Source organism: Microcoleus sp. FACHB-68 (assembly GCF_014695715.1).
In the GTDB taxonomy this organism is placed as follows: Bacteria; Cyanobacteriota; Cyanobacteriia; order Cyanobacteriales; family Oscillatoriaceae; genus FACHB-68.
In genome coordinates this window covers 329,856-348,115 of record NZ_JACJOT010000003.1, presented here as the reverse complement: position 1 = coordinate 348,115, position 18,260 = coordinate 329,856, and the positions used below count along the sequence as shown (strand labels likewise).

The window sequence follows — 18,260 nt, the reverse complement described above, 5'->3', positions numbered from 1 at the left end:
ACAACAATAGGCCCGACCAGCCGATGAATACGAAGCGATCACGCTTGAGCCAGTCATCAAGGACGTCAAACCATCCTCTTTCTGCTGGGGCGCGTCCGACTGCTATGGTCATTACGCGAATCTCCAATGGGATATATAAGTACAGCGGTAGTCCGTTTGCTCACTTGACTTTGACCCGTGTCTGGTTTTATCAGAAAACGAGTCGTAACCAAAGTGAAGTTTACGTTTCTTTACCGTGTTCTCATTATAAAAGTAAGTTTCCTAATTTTGCACCCCAGGTTTGAGATTATTTGCGTTAAATTTCGGCATCTGCCTTAGGGGGGTTGTATATCTAAAGTTGAAATTAAAATTAAGGCACTGCGGGTGAGGGATGGGTGCCGGGGCAGCGGAAAGACGATAAAACTGAGATACTAAGAATTGGTACTGCACTTAACTTTTGATGCCTCATGTTCATCATTGACTTGTCTTTAAAGCTCACCCCCATGCCGATCTCGGTGCAACGTAAGTCAGCTGAGGACGCCGAGGCTGTGTACCGGCAAGTTCTCGAAGCGATGCGAACCGGCAACCCTCAAATATTAGAACTGACCTGCGAGCAGGTGCCTGAGAAAAAAATCAGCCTACTCAGCAGTGAAATTTGTGCGGTTCAGATGTATCAGAAATCCAGTACAGCCGCCGCTTCAGGCAGAGCACCCGGTTTTGCAGGTATCTTGGGCGAATGAGCGCAGGTGCTGAGGGGGCTGCCGGCAACCTGGCCATTACAGTACGGCATCTGTGCTTTAAATGGCCAAAAGGAGAAGAGGTTCTCAAAACCTGTTCGCTGGATGTACCCAAAGGCGAATTTTGGATGCTTTTAGGCACCAATGGCAGTGGGAAATCAACGTTGCTGAGATTGCTTGCCGGTTTATTGCTTCCTCAAACTGGCCAAATTGGCATCGCAGGGCCGGTCGGCTTTGTCTTCCAAAACCCAGATCATCAGCTAGTGATGCCCACCGTAGGCGCAGATGTGGCTTTTGGACTGGTGGAGGAAAAGCTATCCCTGGAACAAATCCAAAGGCGGGTGGCAGAGGCGTTAACGGCAGTGAATTTACAGATGCTGCAACGACGCCCTATCTACGCCCTGAGTGGTGGCCAAAAACAGCGAGTGGCAATTGCCGGCGCAATCGCACGGCATTGCGAAGTCTTATTATTAGATGAACCCACCGCTTTACTCGATCCGGACAGCCAGCTAGACTTAGTGGCTCAAGTGCGGGCTTTAGTAAAAAGCCGGGGATTAACCGCCCTTTGGGTCACACACCGGCTCGATGAGCTGAATTATTGTGATGGAGCCTTCCTGCTGGAAAATGGCCAAGTCGTTGATCGCGGCGATCCGGGCCGGCTAAAGCAGCGCCTGATGCAAACTCACATAGAAGAGGCTTAGGAGTTGTCTTAGAATTCCTCAGCTTTCGCCAGTGAAACCCTCGCACGATCTGCCGGCAGATCGTGCGAAAATAAAGCGATACCTATATAATTTCGGTGAATCTGGGAAATAGCCCCAGAGATAACGCATTTTCCCTTTCAGGGAATCAGTAGCGACTTCGCACTTTTGCCCCTATTCCTATTCTTTCGTTTGCAGACTTACCTTGCTGGCCCAACTGAAACGAATTAGAGAAATCATTGATCGTTGGTGGTCGGAATTCACACTGCGAACACGACTGATGGCTGCTGCCACCTTTGTGTTCTCATTGGTGATGAGCGGCCTAACCTTCTGGGCTGTCAATACCATTCAGCACGATGCCCGTCTGAATGACACCCGCTTTGGGAGCGATTTAGGTCTGCTTCTCGCTGCGAATGTTGCCCCACTGATAGCAGAAAACAATCGCACCGAGGTTGCCAAATTTTCTCACCGATTTTACAGCAGCACCTCTAGCGTGCGCTATATGCTCTACGCCGACGACGAAGGCAATATCTTCCTCGGAATTCCTTTTTCCGAAACAGAAGTGCAAAACTCCTTAACGATTCGCCGGCGAATTCAGCTGCCAGAAAACTACGCAACCAATTCAGAACGCCCCCTCGTGCGGCAGCATCGGACGCCGGATGGAGAGGTGACGGATATCTTTGTTCCTCTAACCCATGAGGGCGATTATCTAGGCGTTCTGGCAATTGGTATTAACCCTAATCCCACCTTAGTCAGGTACTCAAATCTGACACGAGATTTCACGATAGCGGTCTTTGTGTCGATCTGGGTGATGGTGATTTTAGGGGCAGTATTTAATGCGTTAACGATCACCAAACCGATTAAAGAACTGCTCAAAGGCGTAACAAACATTACCGCCGGCAACTTCAAGCAGCGAATTGATTTGCCTCTAGGGGGAGAACTCGGCGAACTGATTGTCAGTTTTAATGAAATGGCAGAGCGGCTGGAGCGTTATGAAGAGCAAAATATTGAAGAGCTGACCGCTGAAAAAGCCAAGTTAGAAACCCTGGTTTCCACGATTGCAGATGGGGCGGTGCTGCTGGATACGAATTTACAAATCATTTTAGTCAATCCCACAGCACGGCGGATTTTTGGCTGGGAAGGTCAAAATTTAGCCGGCGAAAATATTCTGCATCACTTGCCCATGTCGGTGCAAGTAGAACTGACACGACCCCTGTATAAAATTGTCAGAGGCGAACGTGAAGGGGCGGAGTTTCGCCTCACGCTTTCTGAACCGACAGAACGCACCGTCCGCATTTTGCTGACAACGGTTCTAGATCAGTACCGCGAAAGCATTAAAGGTATTGCGATGACGGTACAAGACATTACGCGTGAGGTAGAACTGAATGAGGCAAAGAGCCAGTTTATCAGCAATGTCTCCCACGAGCTGAGAACTCCCCTGTTTAACATCAAATCTTTTATCGAAACGCTGCATGAGTTTGGGGAAGATTTAAGTGAGGAGCAGCGCCGGGAGTTTTTGGAAACGGCGAATAACGAAACCGATCGCCTCACCCGCCTCGTTAACGATGTTTTGGATCTCTCACGGCTGGAATCTTGCCGGATCTATCACTTAGAGGCAGTTGATATCGCCCAGCCGGTGGAACAGACGCTGCGGACTTACCAGCTAAATGCACGGGATAAAGGAATTGAACTGATCCAAGAGATTCAGCCTGACTTGCCTCAAGTGTTGGGTCATTACGATTTGCTGCTGCAAGTGTTTGCCAATTTGGTTGGCAATGCTTTGAAATTCACCGAAACCGGCGGACGGGTGGCTATTCGCGCTTATGTCCTAGATGGGCCATTACCTAATGCTCATTTCTTGCCGGCAGCCGACGAAGACGATAAGACAAACGACAAAGCGCAAATCGTGCGAATTGAAATTTCGGATACCGGCATCGGCATTGATCCAGAAGATCAAGAAGCAATTTTTGATCGGTTCTTCCGGGTGGAAAATCGGGTTCACACCTTAGAAGGCACAGGTTTGGGTTTATCCATTGTCAGAAATATTATTGACAAACACCACACAACTGTGCATTTGGTGAGTGAAGTGGGCGTAGGAACAACTTTCTGGTTTGATCTCAACGTGTTTCAAGAAGCCGCCGCGCCGGTGGAAAAAGTGCGAGTCGAGCCGGCATCTGAAGTAGAAGCAGATTCTGCCATTGCGAGGGTACTTTAATAGTTGGCTAAAATTAACGACGAGCCAGCGCTAGGGCTAAACTGACGATCCCTAACCCCAGTAACAGCAGCCAAGCGGAATTGCGTTGTAGCCATGCTGTTACCGACCCATGTCGGCTGCCGGCATAACGATTGACAGGCATTTCTAGCGGCATAGAACGGTCATGGTAGAGGGTGCAAGTCTTGGCGTAGGGGCGTTGCGGGAACGTGCAGGTGTCGTCGTCGTGATAAATGCAACTGTCACAGAGAAATTCATCTTTGCCGGCCCGATACAAGGGAATACCGGGATGGCCATAAGCTTTCAGCGGAGTGCGGCAGTTGGGACAGGCAACAGCTTGGGCTTCAATCGACTGATGGCAGCGGGGACATAGCATTGATAATACAAAGGAAATCTCGCTTCCTTGATATTTTGACAGAATAGAACTATGGCTGGCAGGGTTGAGATTTTACCCCAAGGCTTGATGGCCGCGTTTTAGCTGCCCTTTTTTATGAAGCGATAGGAAGACAGCATGAATAGCAACGATCTGCTCAAGCAACTGCTCATGATTGGTATCGGTACGACGTCCTTAGTGACAGAAAAAATCCGGGAAGTGAGTGAGGAGTGGGTAAAAGATGGCAAACTCAATTCCGAGCAAGCCAAGAAGTTTGCTGACGATCTGATGCAGCAGCTCAAATCAGACCCCGGAACTTGGGAGGTGCAGATGCAGCGACAGTTGCGGAATGCGCTGCAAGATTTAGGGGTTCCTCGTCAATCAGAAATGGATGAGCTGCGGGGACGCCTTGACCGGCTAGAACGTCAGGTGCGTGATCTGGAAAACAAGCTCTGGCGTTAAGTTGTTTCAGCTTGATCGGGCTTCTTCATCTGAAGCCCAATCGATGATTGTGGCCTCACAGGAAACCGCATCTGTTGCAAATAAACACAGATCGATCATTGCTGTTCATCTGTGTTTATTTGTGAACGCATCTAAAAAATGTCCTTTGGGCCGAAGTTTAATGTAAATCTTCTTCCCAAACGGCAATATAGATGCGGTCGCTCTCATTTCGCTGAATTACGCCTTCTAAGCCGCCGCTGGTAAAGGAATACTGACTCAACTGACGCTGCTGCACGCGTTGCAATGCTTGTTGAACATCCTCACTCGCCCTGCCGCCGGCCATCCCATTTAACGTGGCCAGCATTTGCTCTGGTGGGATTGACTGGGCAAAGGAAACTTCTGTTTGGCGTAGCCGGCGAGAATCCTGGTCAACGATAAAGCCTAAACCAATTTGATTCGGCTCTAACTCATAGAGCATCGATTCGGTATTGGGCCAATAGCCAGTGGCGACTCTAGTGGGTGTGCCAAAAGTTTGCGTAACCGCCCGTTCTGGCATCCCTGGCGATAATCCAGGTACGCGTACATCACCGGCAGCAATATTCGTGGGATTTTCTGCTCTAGGCGGAGTGGCTGCGGGGGGACGAGACGGTGCCGGTGCAGGTATTTGTTCGACCGGGGTCGGGGAAGCGGAGGGGGCGGCTGTCGGAAATTCAGAGGGTTCAGGGTCTGGCTGTTCGGCTGCCGGCGGCGCTGATGGAGAGTCTGCAGGGGTTGGTGTTTGAGATGCCGGTGGCAGCGATTGAGCGGGAGAAGGAACTGAACGAGTAGGGACAGGTGCCGGCGAACGAGTCACAGGTGCCGGCGAACGAGTGGCGACAGGTGCCGGCGAGCGAGTGACTGGTGCCGGTCGGGACTGTTGAGCAACCGGATCGTTCGGTGCCGGTGATTGCAGCGCATTGCGGATCAGCGCAATAGCAACTGCCACAAATGTCCCAAGTAAACCGCCAATAATCAGCGCTTTTAACCAAGCATTACTAGAAGCAGCAGGGCGTGGTGCAGGAGGCCGAACAACGCCTCCGGGCGACACTGCCACCGTCTCGCTTGATGAAAATGTTGATTCAGGGGCAGCTTGCAGCGCCGCTTGCATTTCTTGGGCAGTGCTATAGCGCTGGGAGGAATGAGAGTGAATTGCCTTATCCAGCACCGTTGCCAAACCAGGACTAATATTGGGCGCATAAGGACGCCAAATAATCTCACCCGTTTGCGGATCGCTTTGCATCTGTTGGGGAGTTTTGCCGGTGAGCAGATAAATCCCTGTCAGCCCCAAACTGTATAGATCGCTTGAATAAGTCGGTCTGCCGGCAGCTTGCTCAGACGGCATAAAACCCGGCGTTCCCACAACCACTGACTGAGTGGGATTACCTTGAGTATTGAGGGCGGTGGCCATAGATTCCTTCACCGCGCCGAAATCAATTAACACCGGCAAGCCATCCCGTTGCCGCATGATGATGTTATCCGGCTTAATATCCCGATGCACCATCCGGTTGCGATGCACATAATCCAAAACCGGCAAAATCTTTACCAGGATTTCCCTAACAGCATTTTCGTTGACGCGGCCTTCTGCTGCCACCTTTTGCGTCAGGGTTTGACCCTCGATAAATTCCTGCACTAAGAAAAACTTGCCCGCTTCCTCAAAGTAGGCATACAAGCGGGGAATTTGGTTGTTGCCCTCGCCCAGAGTTTCCAGAATGGCCGCTTCTCGCTTAAATCGCTCTTGCACCAGCTGGTACATCTGGGGATCGTTAATGATCGGTTTGAGCTGCTTAATCACACACTGGCGTGCGGAAGGTGTGTGGGTGTCTTCGGCCAAAAAGGTTTCGCCAAAGCCGCCGGTGGCCAGCGACCGAAGAATGCGATAGCGATTGCCTATCAGGGTCGAACTCATAGAAATTTGGGTAGCCTATGCCTCAATTGTAGAGACATTTAGCTTACACCCATTGCAACCTTAAAAAATTGAATTCCAGAAATGAGAATATTTTAAACAAGCGGACTTAGCCATAGAAACCTTTTTCTCTGTAGGTTCTTGCGATAGAGAAGCAAGTCAGGCAGCGAGCAATTGTTAAGTTTAAAAAACATCTGCCAAAATGGCAACAACTTTACTTATTCTTCCCTTACTCTCATCACTCAAGAGTTTAATTAAACCTGAACGCACCAGCGAATCGATTCGCTGGCTTTCTTTTTTTGCAACCCGCTAAAAATTCTGAATGGCATTAGCGCCGGCGCGGCAGAAGCTGAATTTGGCGAGAGCGCTTTGCTGTCAATTGCTCATTGCATAATTGCAATGTGTGCAGAATTAAGCGGGTAGGAATTTTGTCAAAAATCACCTTTGAGAGGTATCCCTCATGAACCCGTTAACTCTGTCTAAACTGGCAGTTAAGCACACTCAAAATGCAGTTGCAGAATCGGTTTATCGGAATACTGGCTACGACACTACCAAGCCGGTGACTTTTTACGGGATTATCAATGAGCATTGCAATGTGAAATGCCGGCAGTGTGAATACTGGCGGCTCAAGAATTACAAAGACGAAATGAGCATCGAAGAATGGAAGAATGCCCTATTGAGCATCAAAGCGTTTGTCGGCGAGTTTTCCATAAACTTTAGTGGGGGCGAACCTTTTATTAAAAAAGGATTTATAGATTTACTTGCCTTTTGCGGCGCGAATGGCATCCACAGCGGCGTGACAACAAATGGCTCGTGCATGACGAAGGAAAATGCAGAAAAAACTGTAGCAGCTCGGCCTTTTAATGTCAATTTTTCAGTCGATGGCCCTAATGCCGAACTTCATGATTACCTTCGCGGTTATCCAGGATTATTTGCCAAGCTTTCTAACGGCATTAAATATCTGCGCGAGGAGTGTGACAAACAGGGTGTGAAGTTTCCGATTACCGTCAAACCGACGATTAATAAATTAAATTTCCGTTTGTTGCCTGATATCGTTGAGTGGGCGGAAAAAATGGGAGTGACAACCGTCAACTTCCAGCCGGTTAATCGGTGGACACAAGAAACTTATGAAGAACTGTGGGTTGAACAAGAAGACCAAGAAGAATTCGCAAACGTAATTGAGCGCCTGATTGAAATGAAGAAAAACGGCGCACCCATTATGAACAGCGATGAAATCTTGCGACTCATGCTGCCCCACTTCCGTGAAGAAAAAGCGCCGGCGGAAAATATGCCTTGTCGGGTGGGACTTCGCAATTACTGGATTGAAACGGATGGAAATGTAAAACTATGTAATGACTATCCCGTAATTGGCAATGTCAAAAACGAAAGTGCGCGAGATATTTGGTATGGCAAAAAAGCGCAAAAAGTTCGTCAGCAAACTTTGGATTGTGGGAAACTTTGCCTGATTACCTGTGTGTCACAAAAAACTCTCATGGACAAAGTTAAAATGGGGCTGAAACTTCTGCATAACTGAGAAAAAAGCAGATTTTGGGAAAATTTGCCGGTTCAACACGCTTGACTTCTTGCAAAAATTATAAAAACAAACAGAAAAGAAGCGCATCAAATGTTGATGTTTCTCTGCGGTAATAAAAATAATTTTTGCAAGAAGATTAAGCCCAACTCAGAATTCCTTTATCAATCCAACCTACGAGGTTTATAAAGTTTATCAAGAGAAAAGAAAATTGATAAATTGCTGCTATTTTAAATCAAGCAAACCGCTTTCTTTGAGTTTGGGGTTAAAGCGAACTTCTGTTTGTAAGCCACGGGTTTTGAGGGAAGCCAAAATGCCGGCTTCAACCCGTCGGGCAGCATTTTTCAACACTTTTGACTGTTCCATTTCCTGACCGGCAGCCTTTTCATAACTCGCCTGTTCCTCAGAAGTCATCAGGCTTTTCACATCAATCGGCTGAGTCCACTTCACTTCATCAGCTGCATTACCTGCCGGTGTGCCACCATTTTCTGCGATCCAAGATTCACGGATATTTTCTAAAATCGTGCGGCTAGGTCGGTCAATGGTTTGGACTTTTAGCCAGTAACAGTTTTGCGGTTGGCGGACAAAGTGTTGTTTGAGGCTGAGATAAACATCACGGGAATAACCAACAAATTGCAACACTTTTTCTGAATCAAAAATTGCGTATACCCCAACTTTACCTTGCAAGTTTTCAGGTAGTTGTCCACCGCTATCAAGGTAGGAAAGATATTCTAAACTCTGTAGAGATGGGATGTCTGTTTCAGTGGTCATATTAAGTCCTGAGTGCTGAGTCCTAAGTGCTGAGTTTGGAATTGTCAGGTGTGAGTAAAAATTGAAAAGAGCTTTTTTGAAGAAGGGCCGGCTTTAGGGTAATTGGATAAAGTTTTTTTATTTAATTTTGCGATAAATCGCACAAAGCCGGCTGGGTTTAAATATTTTAGCGTTGAACATAAAGTTAGGCGGAACGTTAATAATAACGTAATCTTCTGATTCATGATATGGCTCAAATTCAGCCGGCATCCCTTTGGGGGTTGCCAAACTATAGGGAACTGGCTGGAACAGTAATTCCGTAAATTCAATTTGTTCGCAGTGTCCCTGTTGGGCAATTTGATTGATAAAGGCTTCACCTGTTAATAAGTTAAACAGAGTTGCTTTTGCCGCAGGTTCAAGGGTAAAGCTGCTATCAAAGTTTTGAACGATTTTAAGAGGCATTTTTGGGATACTAACGAATTTGCAAGGGTGGGCTAAAAAGTGCGAAGGCAAAAATTGCCACTTCGATCAGCCTATTGGATTCCGTGCCCCCTGTCAGCTACAAGAGGAGGCGGAAAAGATTAAGAATTTTAAACGTAATAAAAGTGAATGTGGGCTGCCGGCAGTTCGGCAGAAACTCGAATGTTTCGGTTTTCGGTTGCCCCGACAATGCCGGTGAGCGGTAAAATCGAGGACATGATCGATCCAACTCCTCGTCCCAAAATTCCTCCCTATACCTGGAATCGTCCCATTGGCCTCGGATGGGACAAGCCTTACACTGTGCGCTACGCCAGCAATCTTGATGATGGCCCGTGGCATGGAATGCCTTTAGGTGGCTTTGGTGCCGGCTGTATAGGCCGGTCTTCCCGTGGGGATTTTAATCTCTGGCATCTTGACGGGGGAGAACATATTTTTAACAACTTACCGGCTTGCCAGTTTAGCGTTTTTGAGGAAGCAGCCGGCAAGAAGCAAGCATTTGCCCTGTGTACCGAACCCCCGGCAGATGGGAGTCTTCCGGCGTGGCAGTGGTATCCCAAGACAAGAGGGGGAGACGGGGAGACAGGAACCGGCACTTACCATGCGCTTTATCCCCAAAGCTGGTTTGTTTATGAAGGGGTATTTAAGGCAGAACTGACGTGTGAGCAATTTTCGCCAGTTTGGCCCCGTAATTACCAGGAAAGCAGTTATCCCCTGGCTATTTTTGAATGGACTGCTTACAACCCAACCGATGAACCAATCGTCGTCAGCATTATGCTCACCTGGCAGAATATGGTGGGTTGGTTTACCAATGCGATTAAATCGCCCCCAGTGCAGGTGCGGGATGATGGCAGTCCGGTTTACGAATATCAGTCACGCTGGGGAGAAAGTGCCGGCAGTTTTAATCGCTGGGTTGAAGATCATTTCCGGGTTGGCTGCTTAATGAGCCGGCTGAGCACGAATGAGCAACCTGTGGAAGGGGAAGGACAGTTGGCGATCGCCACCGTGACTAACCCGGCTGTGGAAGTGTTTTACAATTCTCGCTGGCAATGTGCCGGCACCGGCGAGGACGTGTGGAGATACTTCGCCGATGATGGTTCCCTCTCTGATCAGGATAACGAAACACCGGCAGCAGAGGGAGAGCAAATTGGGGTTGCCCTTGCCGTTCGCTTTACCCTGAGACCCGGTAAAACTCGCAAGATTCCCTTTATCCTTGCATGGGACTTGCCGGTGACTGAATTTGGTTCAGGTGCCTGGTATTACCGGCGCTACACCGACTTTTTTGGCCGGCATGGCAAAAACGCTTGGTCAATGGTTCGCACCGCCCTCAAACATTCAGATACCTGGAAAGAGAATATTCAAGCTTGGCAAAAACCAATTCTGGAACGCGAAGATTTGCCAGATTGGTTCAAAATGGCCTTGTTTAATGAGCTTTACGCCCTCACAGGCGGCGGCACTCTCTGGAGTGGGGCAGATGAACGCGACCCCAAAGGTCAGTTTGCCGTGCTCGAATGTATCGATTATCGCTGGTATGAAAGCCTGGATGTGCGGCTGTACGGCTCGTTTGCGTTGCTGATGCTGTGGCCAGAGTTGGAAAAATCTGTATTGCTCGCGTTTGCCCGCGCGATTCCTGCCGGCGACGATACCCCGCGCATTATTGGCTATAACCAAGCGGCAGCGGTTCGTAAAATAGCCGGTGCCACCCCCCACGATCTCGGCGCACCGAATGAACACCCTTGGGAGCAAACGAATTATACGAGCTACCAAGACTGTAACCTGTGGAAAGATTTACCCTGTGATTTTGTCTTGCAGGTCTATCGGGATTTTCTGCTCACAGGTGGCAGCGATATTGAATTTCTCACCGACTGCTGGCCGGCTGTGGTTGAAACCCTGGCTTATCTTAAGACATTTGATAAGGACGGCGATGGCATTCCAGAAAATGCCGGTGCGCCGGATCAGACGTTTGATGATTGGCAATTGCAGGGCGTTAGCGCTTACTGCGGCGGTTTGTGGCTGGCTGCCCTTGAAGCTGCCATTGCAATTGGCAAAATTCTGATTAATCAGTCTTTATCCCCAAATCCTCAAGAAACCATTGCCACTTACCAAAGTTGGCTTGATCAAGCCAAACCGATCTACCAGGAAAAACTTTGGAATGGCCAATATTACCGGCTCGACAGTGAAAGCGGTTCACAGGTGGTGATGGCAGACCAATTGTGTGGTCAGTTTTACGCTCAACTGCTAGGACTGCCGGATATTGTCCCCCGTGATTGCGCCCTCACTGCCTTAAGAACGGTTTATGAAGCCTGCTTCCTGAAGTTCCACGAGGGCAAAATTGGAGCGGCAAATGGGCTGCTACCTGATGGATCGCCGGTGAACCCCAAAGCGACTCATCCATTGGAAGTGTGGACCGGCATTAACTTTGGCATTGCCGCGTTTATGGTGCAAATGGGCATGAAAGAGGAGGCATTTGCCCTCAGCGAAGCCGTGGTGCGGCAAATTTATGACAACGGGTTGCAATTCCGCACGCCTGAAGCGATTACTGCCGTTGGGACGTTTCGCGCCAGCCATTATCTTCGTGCGATGGCGATTTGGTCTATCTATGGAGTGATGACAAACTTTCGGGGTTCTCACTAAAAAGTTGCCTCTTAAAAGCGCCCAATCAGTTAATTCCTTGATTGTTTAAAGCCGTACTCTAAGCTGGAAACCTTTAAATAAGGGGTTTTCAGCTTTCAATTTTTGATGAAAATCTAGAATCGATGAGCCGGCTTCAGCAATCTTTATTCTTAAACCCGCGTTTCTAAAATCTGCCTCAGAAGGGTTGTCATGCGTATTAACCCTGATATAAGAATTTCCTTAAGATTTAAGTAAATAGGGCTTAGCTTAAAGTGATAATCGCCAGAAATCTTTCCTCGCAACGTTTTAAACCTGAAATTGCATTTTAAAAGCAATGGTTGAGGGCAATGTGGAGCAAGCTATTGGATGATTTTAAAGATATTATGTGGAAAATTGAAAGAACTTAAAGTTTCTGTAAAGTTCCTCAGCCTCCTCAAATTGCTGGCTGAGACGTGCTTAGCTTGAAGCAAGATCGCTCAATCCACTCAATCAAAATTGCGCTTGCGTGTCCTAAATTTGGTAATTAAACCTTAAAATGCTCTAGATGAGGCAACCTTGGGATGAATTACCCTTGTCGGTGCAACGCTTAATCGCGGTTTGGAAGCCGGCACAGAGGGTAAATAAAGCTGTCTGGGGTTTTGCCGTACTCACCGCAGCACCGATGAAGGCTTTGTTTTCCTTCCAAGCGAGCGAGTCTGTAAAGGCAGGTTATTGCTGAGTACGCCTTTATACAAGCTTTAAAATCTTGAGGCGTAAGCCAAATCAAGGCATAAAAGTTTAAAGAATCAGTAAACTTAGCGTTTTACCCTTGCCATTCCTACTAAATATCTGCGTAAATTTAACAGTAGTGGATTCACTTAAAACCTTCCTGATATGACGGTGCATTTACCAAAGGCTCTTAGTAGAATTTCAGGTTTACTTGCTTGGGGCGTACTAGAGCATGATATCGGCAAGGCGAGCAGTCAGTTTTCCAAGCAAATGTAGCAACGATAACAGCTTTTTCGAGCAAGCGGTCATCAATATTGTAAATCTCATGCTTCGCCGCCTTGCTGATATCTTAGCGAAATCCATCAAGCAGCAGCAACCGAGTTGCATTCATTAGATAAAACTCATTTGAACATCCCTATCAGGAGCCAGGATCATGTATCAGCCATCTTCTTATTCAAATTCTAAAGTCAATCGCACAATGAGTGCCGAGCAATTGGAAGAGATTATTGATTCCATATTAGCCGGCAAGTATTCTTGGGCTTGTGTGTTACTGCTACGCTTTGCCGGTTATAACCCCCTCCATTACATCCCTTACAGAACTTACAATCGGCTGGTAAAGGACAACTCTTCCGTTAGCCGAGGCAATGACAGCAACGTCGCTTCAATCGATGCCGCTTCTAGAAGCACAGCACCCTGTGCCGCAATCTCCTCCTCCCGCAAAGCTAAAGTTGACTACCTAGAAGTGGTTAGCTCACAACCCGCTCAAGTTTGCAATACCCATTTAGATGCCGGTTGATTCAGTACGAAATTAAAAATATTAAAGCTTGAGGGTTTAAATTGGCTCAACCCATTCTCATGCCGACTTCGCATAGGCGCTTTTCCAAAAAGCGTCTCTATTTTTTTGTAGGTATTTTTAAATAAGCTTTTTTCTGAAAATCGTGGTTTTTCACCCGATTAGCGACAGATATTAAATTCTACCCTTAACCAAAAGGTAGGGAAATCTTAACCGGCACATTAACTACAGAGGCAGCATCCCCGATTTGCCAAAATATTAGAGCATCTTGCTGCCACAGATAACAACAAGTGGGCAAGATACCGGCACTACAAGTTGACAAAATCTGTCCCAATTGAGAGGGAGAGGGGGCAGAGGCAAAGGGAGAATTTGGTTCTGGGAAAGAAGCCATTTGCTCAACCTGTAGCTTTTTGCGGAAGTTGAGAATTTTGCTTGAAATTTGAAGATTTTTAAATGACTTCATAGATTTAATACAGCTTATTTTAAATAGTAAAATTAATAGCAAACTATCTTAAATAAATTTCAAAAGTAATCAGTATTTTCCCTGAGAGTAGCTGAACGAAAAATTCTTGATTTCTCCTGTTTGAGCCGGCAGAGCGTTTCAAGAGCAACAAGTGCGTTCAGTAAATTTACGATGAAAAGTCATAATTTTTCAAGCGAGAGACTCTCCCCGATATCATGCGATTCAGCCGCTCCAAACCTTTGTTTATCAAGGCATCCGGGTCATCTAGAGCAGTTATAGCCTAATTAAATTAAAAAGCTTATCATCACGTAAAGATTGGCGTTCAATCCTTTATTTACCTGGCAAAATCTTATAAGACGACGTAGCTTGGTATTAAGACTGAATATGCCGACGTACTTGTGCCGGTGCATCATCAAATAACCACCATCTGCTGAGCCTGAAAGCCAAAGAGCAGCGGCTTCTTGCAAAAATACCTTTTGCTGTGGCAGCTCGTTTTGCTCTGCTATGTCAGTTGAATGCACACTAACAGCCATCACCCACAGGATGACCCCGCCAGATGCAGAGGATTATGACAAAACTGAGAGCCACTCGAACCCGAAACAAGCCATTAAGGGTGGATACAATGAAAAAATTATGGAAATTCTGTCTATTTCTCCTGCATGGCCTATTTTTAGCAATTTTACTGCATGGCCTATTTTTAGGAATCGCGCCTTCAGCACGCACTCAAACAGTGCCGGCTGCTGGGTTGGCATCCAAGCCGTCGGCTTGGGCGACTTTGGCGCAGAAACTAGAATCTCGCTCATCTAAAGCGAAAGAGAAAAGTAATGTTCTTTCCGATCTGCCGGCGGTTGAATCGGTTGTCGCAGATGCAGAAAAATTGGAGGGACTGTTCACCCTCTATAACAACCAAGACACGGGTGAAGTCTTCGCCGAAATCAGCCAAGAACAGCTTGAAAAAAACTTTCTATGTACCGTCACCCTCGAATCGGGTATTGGCGAACGCGGCATTTATAGCGGGATGCCGGTGGGAGATTACCTGTTTTACTTCCGCCGCGTCAATAAAAATTTGCATTTTGTGATCCGCAACGTCAATTTCCGCACAGATCCCGATGATCCACAAAGACGTTCCCTAGAAAGATCGTTTAGCGACTCGGTTCTCTACTCCCTGGAAATTAAAGGCTTCGATGCTGAGCGCAACACCTTATTGGTGGATATGGGTGAGTTGTTGCTGGGGGACTTTCCGGGTTTAAGTTCGATCTTTCATTGGGTTTTGGGTACGCCTTACGAGCTTGATGCCAAGAAATCTTATTTCGGCAGTGCTAACTCTTTCCCGATGAACGTTGAGATCGAGTCGATTTACAGTTTTTCCGCTGCCGGTGGCGATGAAAATACCTATATACCAAGCCTGCCAGACAGCCGTGCGTTTACCCTGCGCCTGCATTACAGCTTGTCCCAACTAGATGATACTAACGGCTACCGTCCGCGCTTAGCTGATGATCGGGTTGGCTATTTCATGACTGTCTACAAGGATTTTTCTAACGATCACAACAAAGATCCTTTTGTGCGTTATATCAACCGTTGGCATTTGGAAAAGCAGAATCCCAGCGCTTTAGTCTCTCCTCCAAAGGAACCGATTGTATTTTGGATAGATAATGCAGTGCCGGTGGAATATCGCGAGTCTATTCGGGAGGGGGTGCTGCTGTGGAATAAAGCGTTTGAGAAAGCGGGATACCAAAATGCAATAGACGTGCGGCAGATGCCGGATGAGGCTGAGTGGGACCCCGCTGATGTGCGTTACAACACAATCCGCTGGATTAATTCTCTTGATGGTGCGTTTGCAATGGGTCCTTCGCGGGTTAATCCGCTTACGGGCCAAATATTGGACGCAGATATTATTGTGGATGCGAATTTCGTGCGAGCCATCAAGCGAGAGTATGGCACGCTTGTTGAACAAGAGCGATCAAGCAGTTCCTCTTTGTTTGCCGGCATTGGTGGCAACTCGGATCTATGTACCTTTAATTCGATTTCCCGCTATCTTCCTAACAAAGAGGGTAAAACCGGCACACCCGATCAAGCCCAAGAAATGGCCGTATTAGGCCGGCTCATGCAAAGTCACGATCTCTGCTATGGGATGCAATCTGCCGATCAGTTTTCTGTAGGGGCGATGTCGCTGTCGTTAATCAATAACCTCAGCCCTGAAAGTTCGCAGATGAAAGAGTATGTGCATCAATTTGTACGTTCGCTCATCGCCCACGAAGTCGGACATACCTTAGGGTTGAGACACAATTTCCACGCCAGCACGATGTTGATGCCTCAAGATTTGAATAACACCAACATCACCCAAAGCAAAGGGTTAGCGTCATCTGTGATGGACTACTTGCCGGTCAATTTAGCACCGATTGGCGTAGAGCAAGGAGATTACTATCCAGCAGTGGTTGGCCCTTATGATGAGTGGGCAATCCAGTATGGCTACCAAACCGGCCCAGGGACAGCCCCACAAGATGAGGTGCGCTTCCTCGAAAAAATTGCCCAGCGTGCGCCTAACTCGGATTTGGCTTACGCCACGGATGAGGACATCTGGTTTGACGATATTAATCCCTTCGCTCACCCATTCGATCTCAGCGGGGACGTGCTGCTTTACTCGCAGCAGCAAATGGATAATGCCCGTTATATGTGGGAGCGGCTGGAAAAACGTTATTTGCCCAAGGGCGAGAGTTACAATGAGCTGCGCGTGTTGTTTAACACGGTGTTTGGCTACTATTTCCAGCAGGCTTATTTTGTCTCGCAATATGTGGGGGGGCAGTCGTTTACCCGCAACCATGCCGGCGATCCCAACGGACGTGCTCCATTTATGTCGGTGCCGGCAGCCAAGCAGCGTCAGGCGCTAGCGACTTTGCAAACGTATATCTTTAATGACAATGCGTTTAATTTTTCTCCAGAACTGCTCAATAATTTAGCGCCGTCACGCTGGGTTCACTGGGGTAACTACGCCCCGATTTTCCGCCTAGATTATCCGATTTACGAGCAAATTTCTTTTCTGCAGCGGGTAGTGTTGCGAGTGCTGATGCATCCCCAACGTTTAGCGCGTCTGCGGGATGCGGAAATTAAGGCGCAGCCGGGAGTTTCCCTAACACTGCCGGAACTGTTTGACACGTTGCAGCAAGGCGTGTGGACAGAGGTGATGGTGGAGGGGATGCCGGTGGAGATTTCCAGCCTTCGCCGATCTTTGCAGCGGGAATACTTGGATATTCTGACGCAGATGGTACTCCGCCAGTCGGAAGTCCCTCAAGACGCCCGAACCCTGGCATGGTATAAGTTGCGCCAGTTAGGTGAATCGCTGGATACCACCCTTGCCAAGGGCGGGAAGTTTGACACTTACACCCAAGCGCACTTGGAAGAAACTCGCGATCGCATTAATAAAACGTTGGATGCTCAGTTACAGAGTAGTTAAATAGGGCATGGGGCATGGGGCATGGGGCATGGGGAGTTGGGAGTTTTCTATGTTTTCTCCCCCTCTTCCCTCCCTAGTCCCTAGCCCCTAGTCCCTAGTCCCTTAGAAGTTAAAACCTACCCCGAACTGACCTTCTATATCAACGTCGTCCAGAAATAGGAAATTAACCATCGCGGTTAAGGTTAAGTCTTCGGTGAACAGGTAATCTGCACCGCCGGTGAGCATGAGATCAAATTCAGTGTCATCGTCATCGTCAATGGAAAGGGCAACGCCTGGGCCGGCAAAAAAGCCTAACCTGTCTGCCGGTTCTCCGGTATCAAAGGTAGGCTGCCTGAATTCGACGGTCGCCGGCACACGGATGTCTAGGATGCCGTTGCTAAATGCGACTGAGGGACGCGCAGATACGCTAAATGCCTGCTCTTGAAATGGCAAGTCAAACAGTCTGATTTTGCTGAGAACGACTAAGTCCAAGATGTCCTCATTGTCGCCAATGTTACCGCCAATCCCGATGAAGTTGTTTCCCGGAATTCTTGTCCGTGTTTCAATCTGAGCAATGGCATCGGGTGCCTTTTCAGTAAAACCGGCCCGTTGTGTATTCACCGGCGCTGGGTTTAAGTCAGCCGCAGCGGTTGAGAACGAACGATCTAACACGGGTTCAGTTGAGATCCGGTGAGTCGGGATTGTGGATGCCGGCAACGTTACTGCGCCGGTGACCAAGTCAGCCTCAGACACAGACGCTGGGGCGGTGTCTGTTAAGACGGTTAAGGTTTGCTCAACTTCTGCTTGTGGCTTAATTGCGATCTCTTGAGTTCGAGCTTGCTTGTTGGTTACAGACTCAGATACTTGCTCCCACCGGCTTGCTGCCGGCTCTTGCAGGGATTCTTCTGCAACCGGCGCTTTAACAGACAGTACCGCCGCGCCACTCGTTTCTGCCGCAGCTGGCAAGCTGCCAAACATAACGCTTAAGGCGGTGAACGTCACGATGGAAGACACTCGCCTATTAATTATTTGTTTCACGGTCACTCCTCTTCTCTGATTGATGGCTCAATTTCGATGTTTCGCTGTTTTACATCTAATTGGTATAGCCTTTAG

The 18,260-nt window shown here is 47.9% G+C and carries 16 protein-coding genes and 1 pseudogene; 9 read left to right on the top strand and 8 right to left on the bottom strand.

From position 1 onward, the window contains the following. Positions 1 to 112 (bottom strand): annotated as a pseudogene (locus H6F73_RS03880) (photosystem II D2 protein (photosystem q(a) protein)); the annotation flags it as partial. A gap of 334 nt (positions 113 to 446) precedes the next feature. Between H6F73_RS03880 and H6F73_RS03875 the strand changes: the two are divergent. The 3 genes from H6F73_RS03875 (at position 447) to nblS (ending at position 3,629) form a co-directional block, all read left to right on the top strand. After that, on the top strand, positions 447 to 719 hold the full coding sequence (locus tag H6F73_RS03875) for a hypothetical protein (protein WP_190757485.1): 273 nt from the start codon (positions 447 to 449) through the stop codon (positions 717 to 719). Beyond that, positions 716 to 1,417, top strand: a complete 702-nt coding sequence (locus tag H6F73_RS03870; RefSeq protein ID WP_190757484.1) for an energy-coupling factor ABC transporter ATP-binding protein — start codon at positions 716 to 718, stop codon at positions 1,415 to 1,417. The genes H6F73_RS03875 and H6F73_RS03870 overlap by 4 nt, the downstream gene beginning before the upstream one ends. 202 nt (positions 1,418 to 1,619) lie before the next feature. Beyond that, positions 1,620 to 3,629, top strand: a complete 2,010-nt coding sequence (nblS, locus tag H6F73_RS03865) for a two-component system sensor histidine kinase NblS (RefSeq protein WP_190757483.1) — start codon at positions 1,620 to 1,622, stop codon at positions 3,627 to 3,629. Positions 3,630 to 3,642: 13 nt separating this feature from the next. Here nblS and H6F73_RS03860 read toward each other — a convergent pair whose 3' ends face one another. Beyond that, the gene (locus tag H6F73_RS03860) at positions 3,643 to 4,002 is read right to left on the bottom strand and encodes a zinc ribbon domain-containing protein (protein ID WP_190757482.1); all 360 of its coding nucleotides are present in this window, start codon (positions 4,000 to 4,002) and stop codon (positions 3,643 to 3,645) included. A gap of 135 nt (positions 4,003 to 4,137) precedes the next feature. Here H6F73_RS03860 and H6F73_RS03855 point away from each other — a divergent pair, with 135 nt between their 5' ends. Further along, positions 4,138 to 4,461: a phasin family protein gene (locus H6F73_RS03855; RefSeq protein ID WP_190757481.1), complete on the top strand. Its 324-nt coding sequence runs from the start codon at positions 4,138 to 4,140 to the stop codon at positions 4,459 to 4,461. A 157-nt stretch (positions 4,462 to 4,618) separates the two neighbouring features. Here the strand turns inward: H6F73_RS03855 and H6F73_RS03850 are convergent, their stop codons facing one another. Continuing rightward, complete coding sequence (locus H6F73_RS03850) at positions 4,619 to 6,385, bottom strand: serine/threonine-protein kinase (protein ID WP_190757480.1); 1,767 nt, start codon at positions 6,383 to 6,385, stop codon at positions 4,619 to 4,621. A gap of 457 nt (positions 6,386 to 6,842) precedes the next feature. Here H6F73_RS03850 and H6F73_RS03845 point away from each other — a divergent pair, with 457 nt between their 5' ends. Then, on the top strand, positions 6,843 to 7,916 hold the full coding sequence (locus H6F73_RS03845) for a radical SAM protein (protein ID WP_190757479.1): 1,074 nt from the start codon (positions 6,843 to 6,845) through the stop codon (positions 7,914 to 7,916). A 222-nt stretch (positions 7,917 to 8,138) separates the two neighbouring features. On the opposite strand, the gene H6F73_RS03840 is transcribed toward H6F73_RS03845, so the two are convergent. Next, positions 8,139 to 8,684 (bottom strand): GIY-YIG nuclease family protein, encoded by a 546-nt coding sequence (locus H6F73_RS03840; RefSeq protein WP_190757478.1) that lies wholly within the window; start codon positions 8,682 to 8,684, stop codon positions 8,139 to 8,141. 117 nt (positions 8,685 to 8,801) lie between these two features. Next, positions 8,802 to 9,125: a hypothetical protein gene (locus H6F73_RS03835; protein WP_190757477.1), complete on the bottom strand. Its 324-nt coding sequence runs from the start codon at positions 9,123 to 9,125 to the stop codon at positions 8,802 to 8,804. Between the two features lie 234 nt (positions 9,126 to 9,359). Between H6F73_RS03835 and H6F73_RS03830 the strand changes: the two genes are divergently transcribed. The 3 genes from H6F73_RS03830 (at position 9,360) to H6F73_RS03820 (ending at position 13,257) form a co-directional block, all read left to right on the top strand. Continuing rightward, positions 9,360 to 11,774 carry a GH116 family glycosyl hydrolase gene (locus tag H6F73_RS03830; protein ID WP_190757476.1) on the top strand — a complete coding sequence of 805 codons (2,415 nt, stop codon included), beginning with the start codon at positions 9,360 to 9,362 and terminating at the stop codon, positions 11,772 to 11,774. Positions 11,775 to 12,297: 523 nt separating this feature from the next. Further along, a complete protein-coding gene (locus H6F73_RS03825) occupies positions 12,298 to 12,471 on the top strand; it encodes a hypothetical protein (protein WP_190757475.1) in 174 nt (57 codons plus the stop codon). A gap of 423 nt (positions 12,472 to 12,894) precedes the next feature. Continuing rightward, a complete protein-coding gene (locus H6F73_RS03820) occupies positions 12,895 to 13,257 on the top strand; it encodes a HetP family heterocyst commitment protein (RefSeq protein WP_190757474.1) in 363 nt (120 codons plus the stop codon). Between the two features lie 184 nt (positions 13,258 to 13,441). Here the strand turns inward: H6F73_RS03820 and H6F73_RS03815 are convergent, their stop codons facing one another. Together H6F73_RS03815 and H6F73_RS03810 are read right to left on the bottom strand one after the other, a co-directional pair. Next, complete coding sequence (locus H6F73_RS03815) at positions 13,442 to 13,717, bottom strand: hypothetical protein (protein ID WP_190757473.1); 276 nt, start codon at positions 13,715 to 13,717, stop codon at positions 13,442 to 13,444. A gap of 284 nt (positions 13,718 to 14,001) precedes the next feature. Then, positions 14,002 to 14,250 carry a hypothetical protein gene (locus H6F73_RS03810; RefSeq protein WP_190757472.1) on the bottom strand — a complete coding sequence of 83 codons (249 nt, stop codon included), beginning with the start codon at positions 14,248 to 14,250 and terminating at the stop codon, positions 14,002 to 14,004. An 89-nt stretch (positions 14,251 to 14,339) separates the two neighbouring features. On the opposite strand from H6F73_RS03810, the gene H6F73_RS03805 reads away from it, so the two are divergent. Next, positions 14,340 to 17,168, top strand: coding sequence for a zinc-dependent metalloprotease (locus H6F73_RS03805; RefSeq protein ID WP_190757471.1), 2,829 nt, complete (start codon positions 14,340 to 14,342; stop codon positions 17,166 to 17,168). Between the two features lie 102 nt (positions 17,169 to 17,270). Here H6F73_RS03805 and H6F73_RS03800 read toward each other — a convergent pair whose 3' ends face one another. Next, positions 17,271 to 18,185: a hypothetical protein gene (locus H6F73_RS03800; RefSeq protein ID WP_190757470.1), complete on the bottom strand. Its 915-nt coding sequence runs from the start codon at positions 18,183 to 18,185 to the stop codon at positions 17,271 to 17,273. Positions 18,186 to 18,260: the final 75 nt, after the last annotated feature.

Bases quoted from the DNA above. Each gene is read 5' to 3' on its own strand.
- H6F73_RS03870 (WP_190757484.1), top strand. From the start codon at position 716: ATGAGCGCAGGTGCTGAGGGGGCTGCCGGCAACCTGGCCATTACAGTA.
- H6F73_RS03850 (WP_190757480.1), bottom strand. From the start codon at position 6,385: ATGAGTTCGACCCTGATAGGCAATCGCTATCGCATTCTTCGGTCGCTG.
- H6F73_RS03825 (WP_190757475.1), top strand. From the start codon at position 12,298: ATGAGGCAACCTTGGGATGAATTACCCTTGTCGGTGCAACGCTTAATC.
- H6F73_RS03805 (WP_190757471.1), top strand. From the start codon at position 14,340: ATGAAAAAATTATGGAAATTCTGTCTATTTCTCCTGCATGGCCTATTT.
- H6F73_RS03815 (WP_190757473.1), bottom strand. From the start codon at position 13,717: ATGAAGTCATTTAAAAATCTTCAAATTTCAAGCAAAATTCTCAACTTC.
- H6F73_RS03855 (WP_190757481.1), top strand. From the start codon at position 4,138: ATGAATAGCAACGATCTGCTCAAGCAACTGCTCATGATTGGTATCGGT.
- H6F73_RS03820 (WP_190757474.1), top strand. From the start codon at position 12,895: ATGTATCAGCCATCTTCTTATTCAAATTCTAAAGTCAATCGCACAATG.
- H6F73_RS03830 (WP_190757476.1), top strand. From the start codon at position 9,360: ATGATCGATCCAACTCCTCGTCCCAAAATTCCTCCCTATACCTGGAAT.
- H6F73_RS03875 (WP_190757485.1), top strand. From the start codon at position 447: ATGTTCATCATTGACTTGTCTTTAAAGCTCACCCCCATGCCGATCTCG.
- H6F73_RS03845 (WP_190757479.1), top strand. From the start codon at position 6,843: ATGAACCCGTTAACTCTGTCTAAACTGGCAGTTAAGCACACTCAAAAT.
- H6F73_RS03840 (WP_190757478.1), bottom strand. From the start codon at position 8,684: ATGACCACTGAAACAGACATCCCATCTCTACAGAGTTTAGAATATCTT.
- H6F73_RS03835 (WP_190757477.1), bottom strand. From the start codon at position 9,125: ATGCCTCTTAAAATCGTTCAAAACTTTGATAGCAGCTTTACCCTTGAA.
- H6F73_RS03860 (WP_190757482.1), bottom strand. From the start codon at position 4,002: ATGCTATGTCCCCGCTGCCATCAGTCGATTGAAGCCCAAGCTGTTGCC.
- H6F73_RS03810 (WP_190757472.1), bottom strand. From the start codon at position 14,250: ATGGCTGTTAGTGTGCATTCAACTGACATAGCAGAGCAAAACGAGCTG.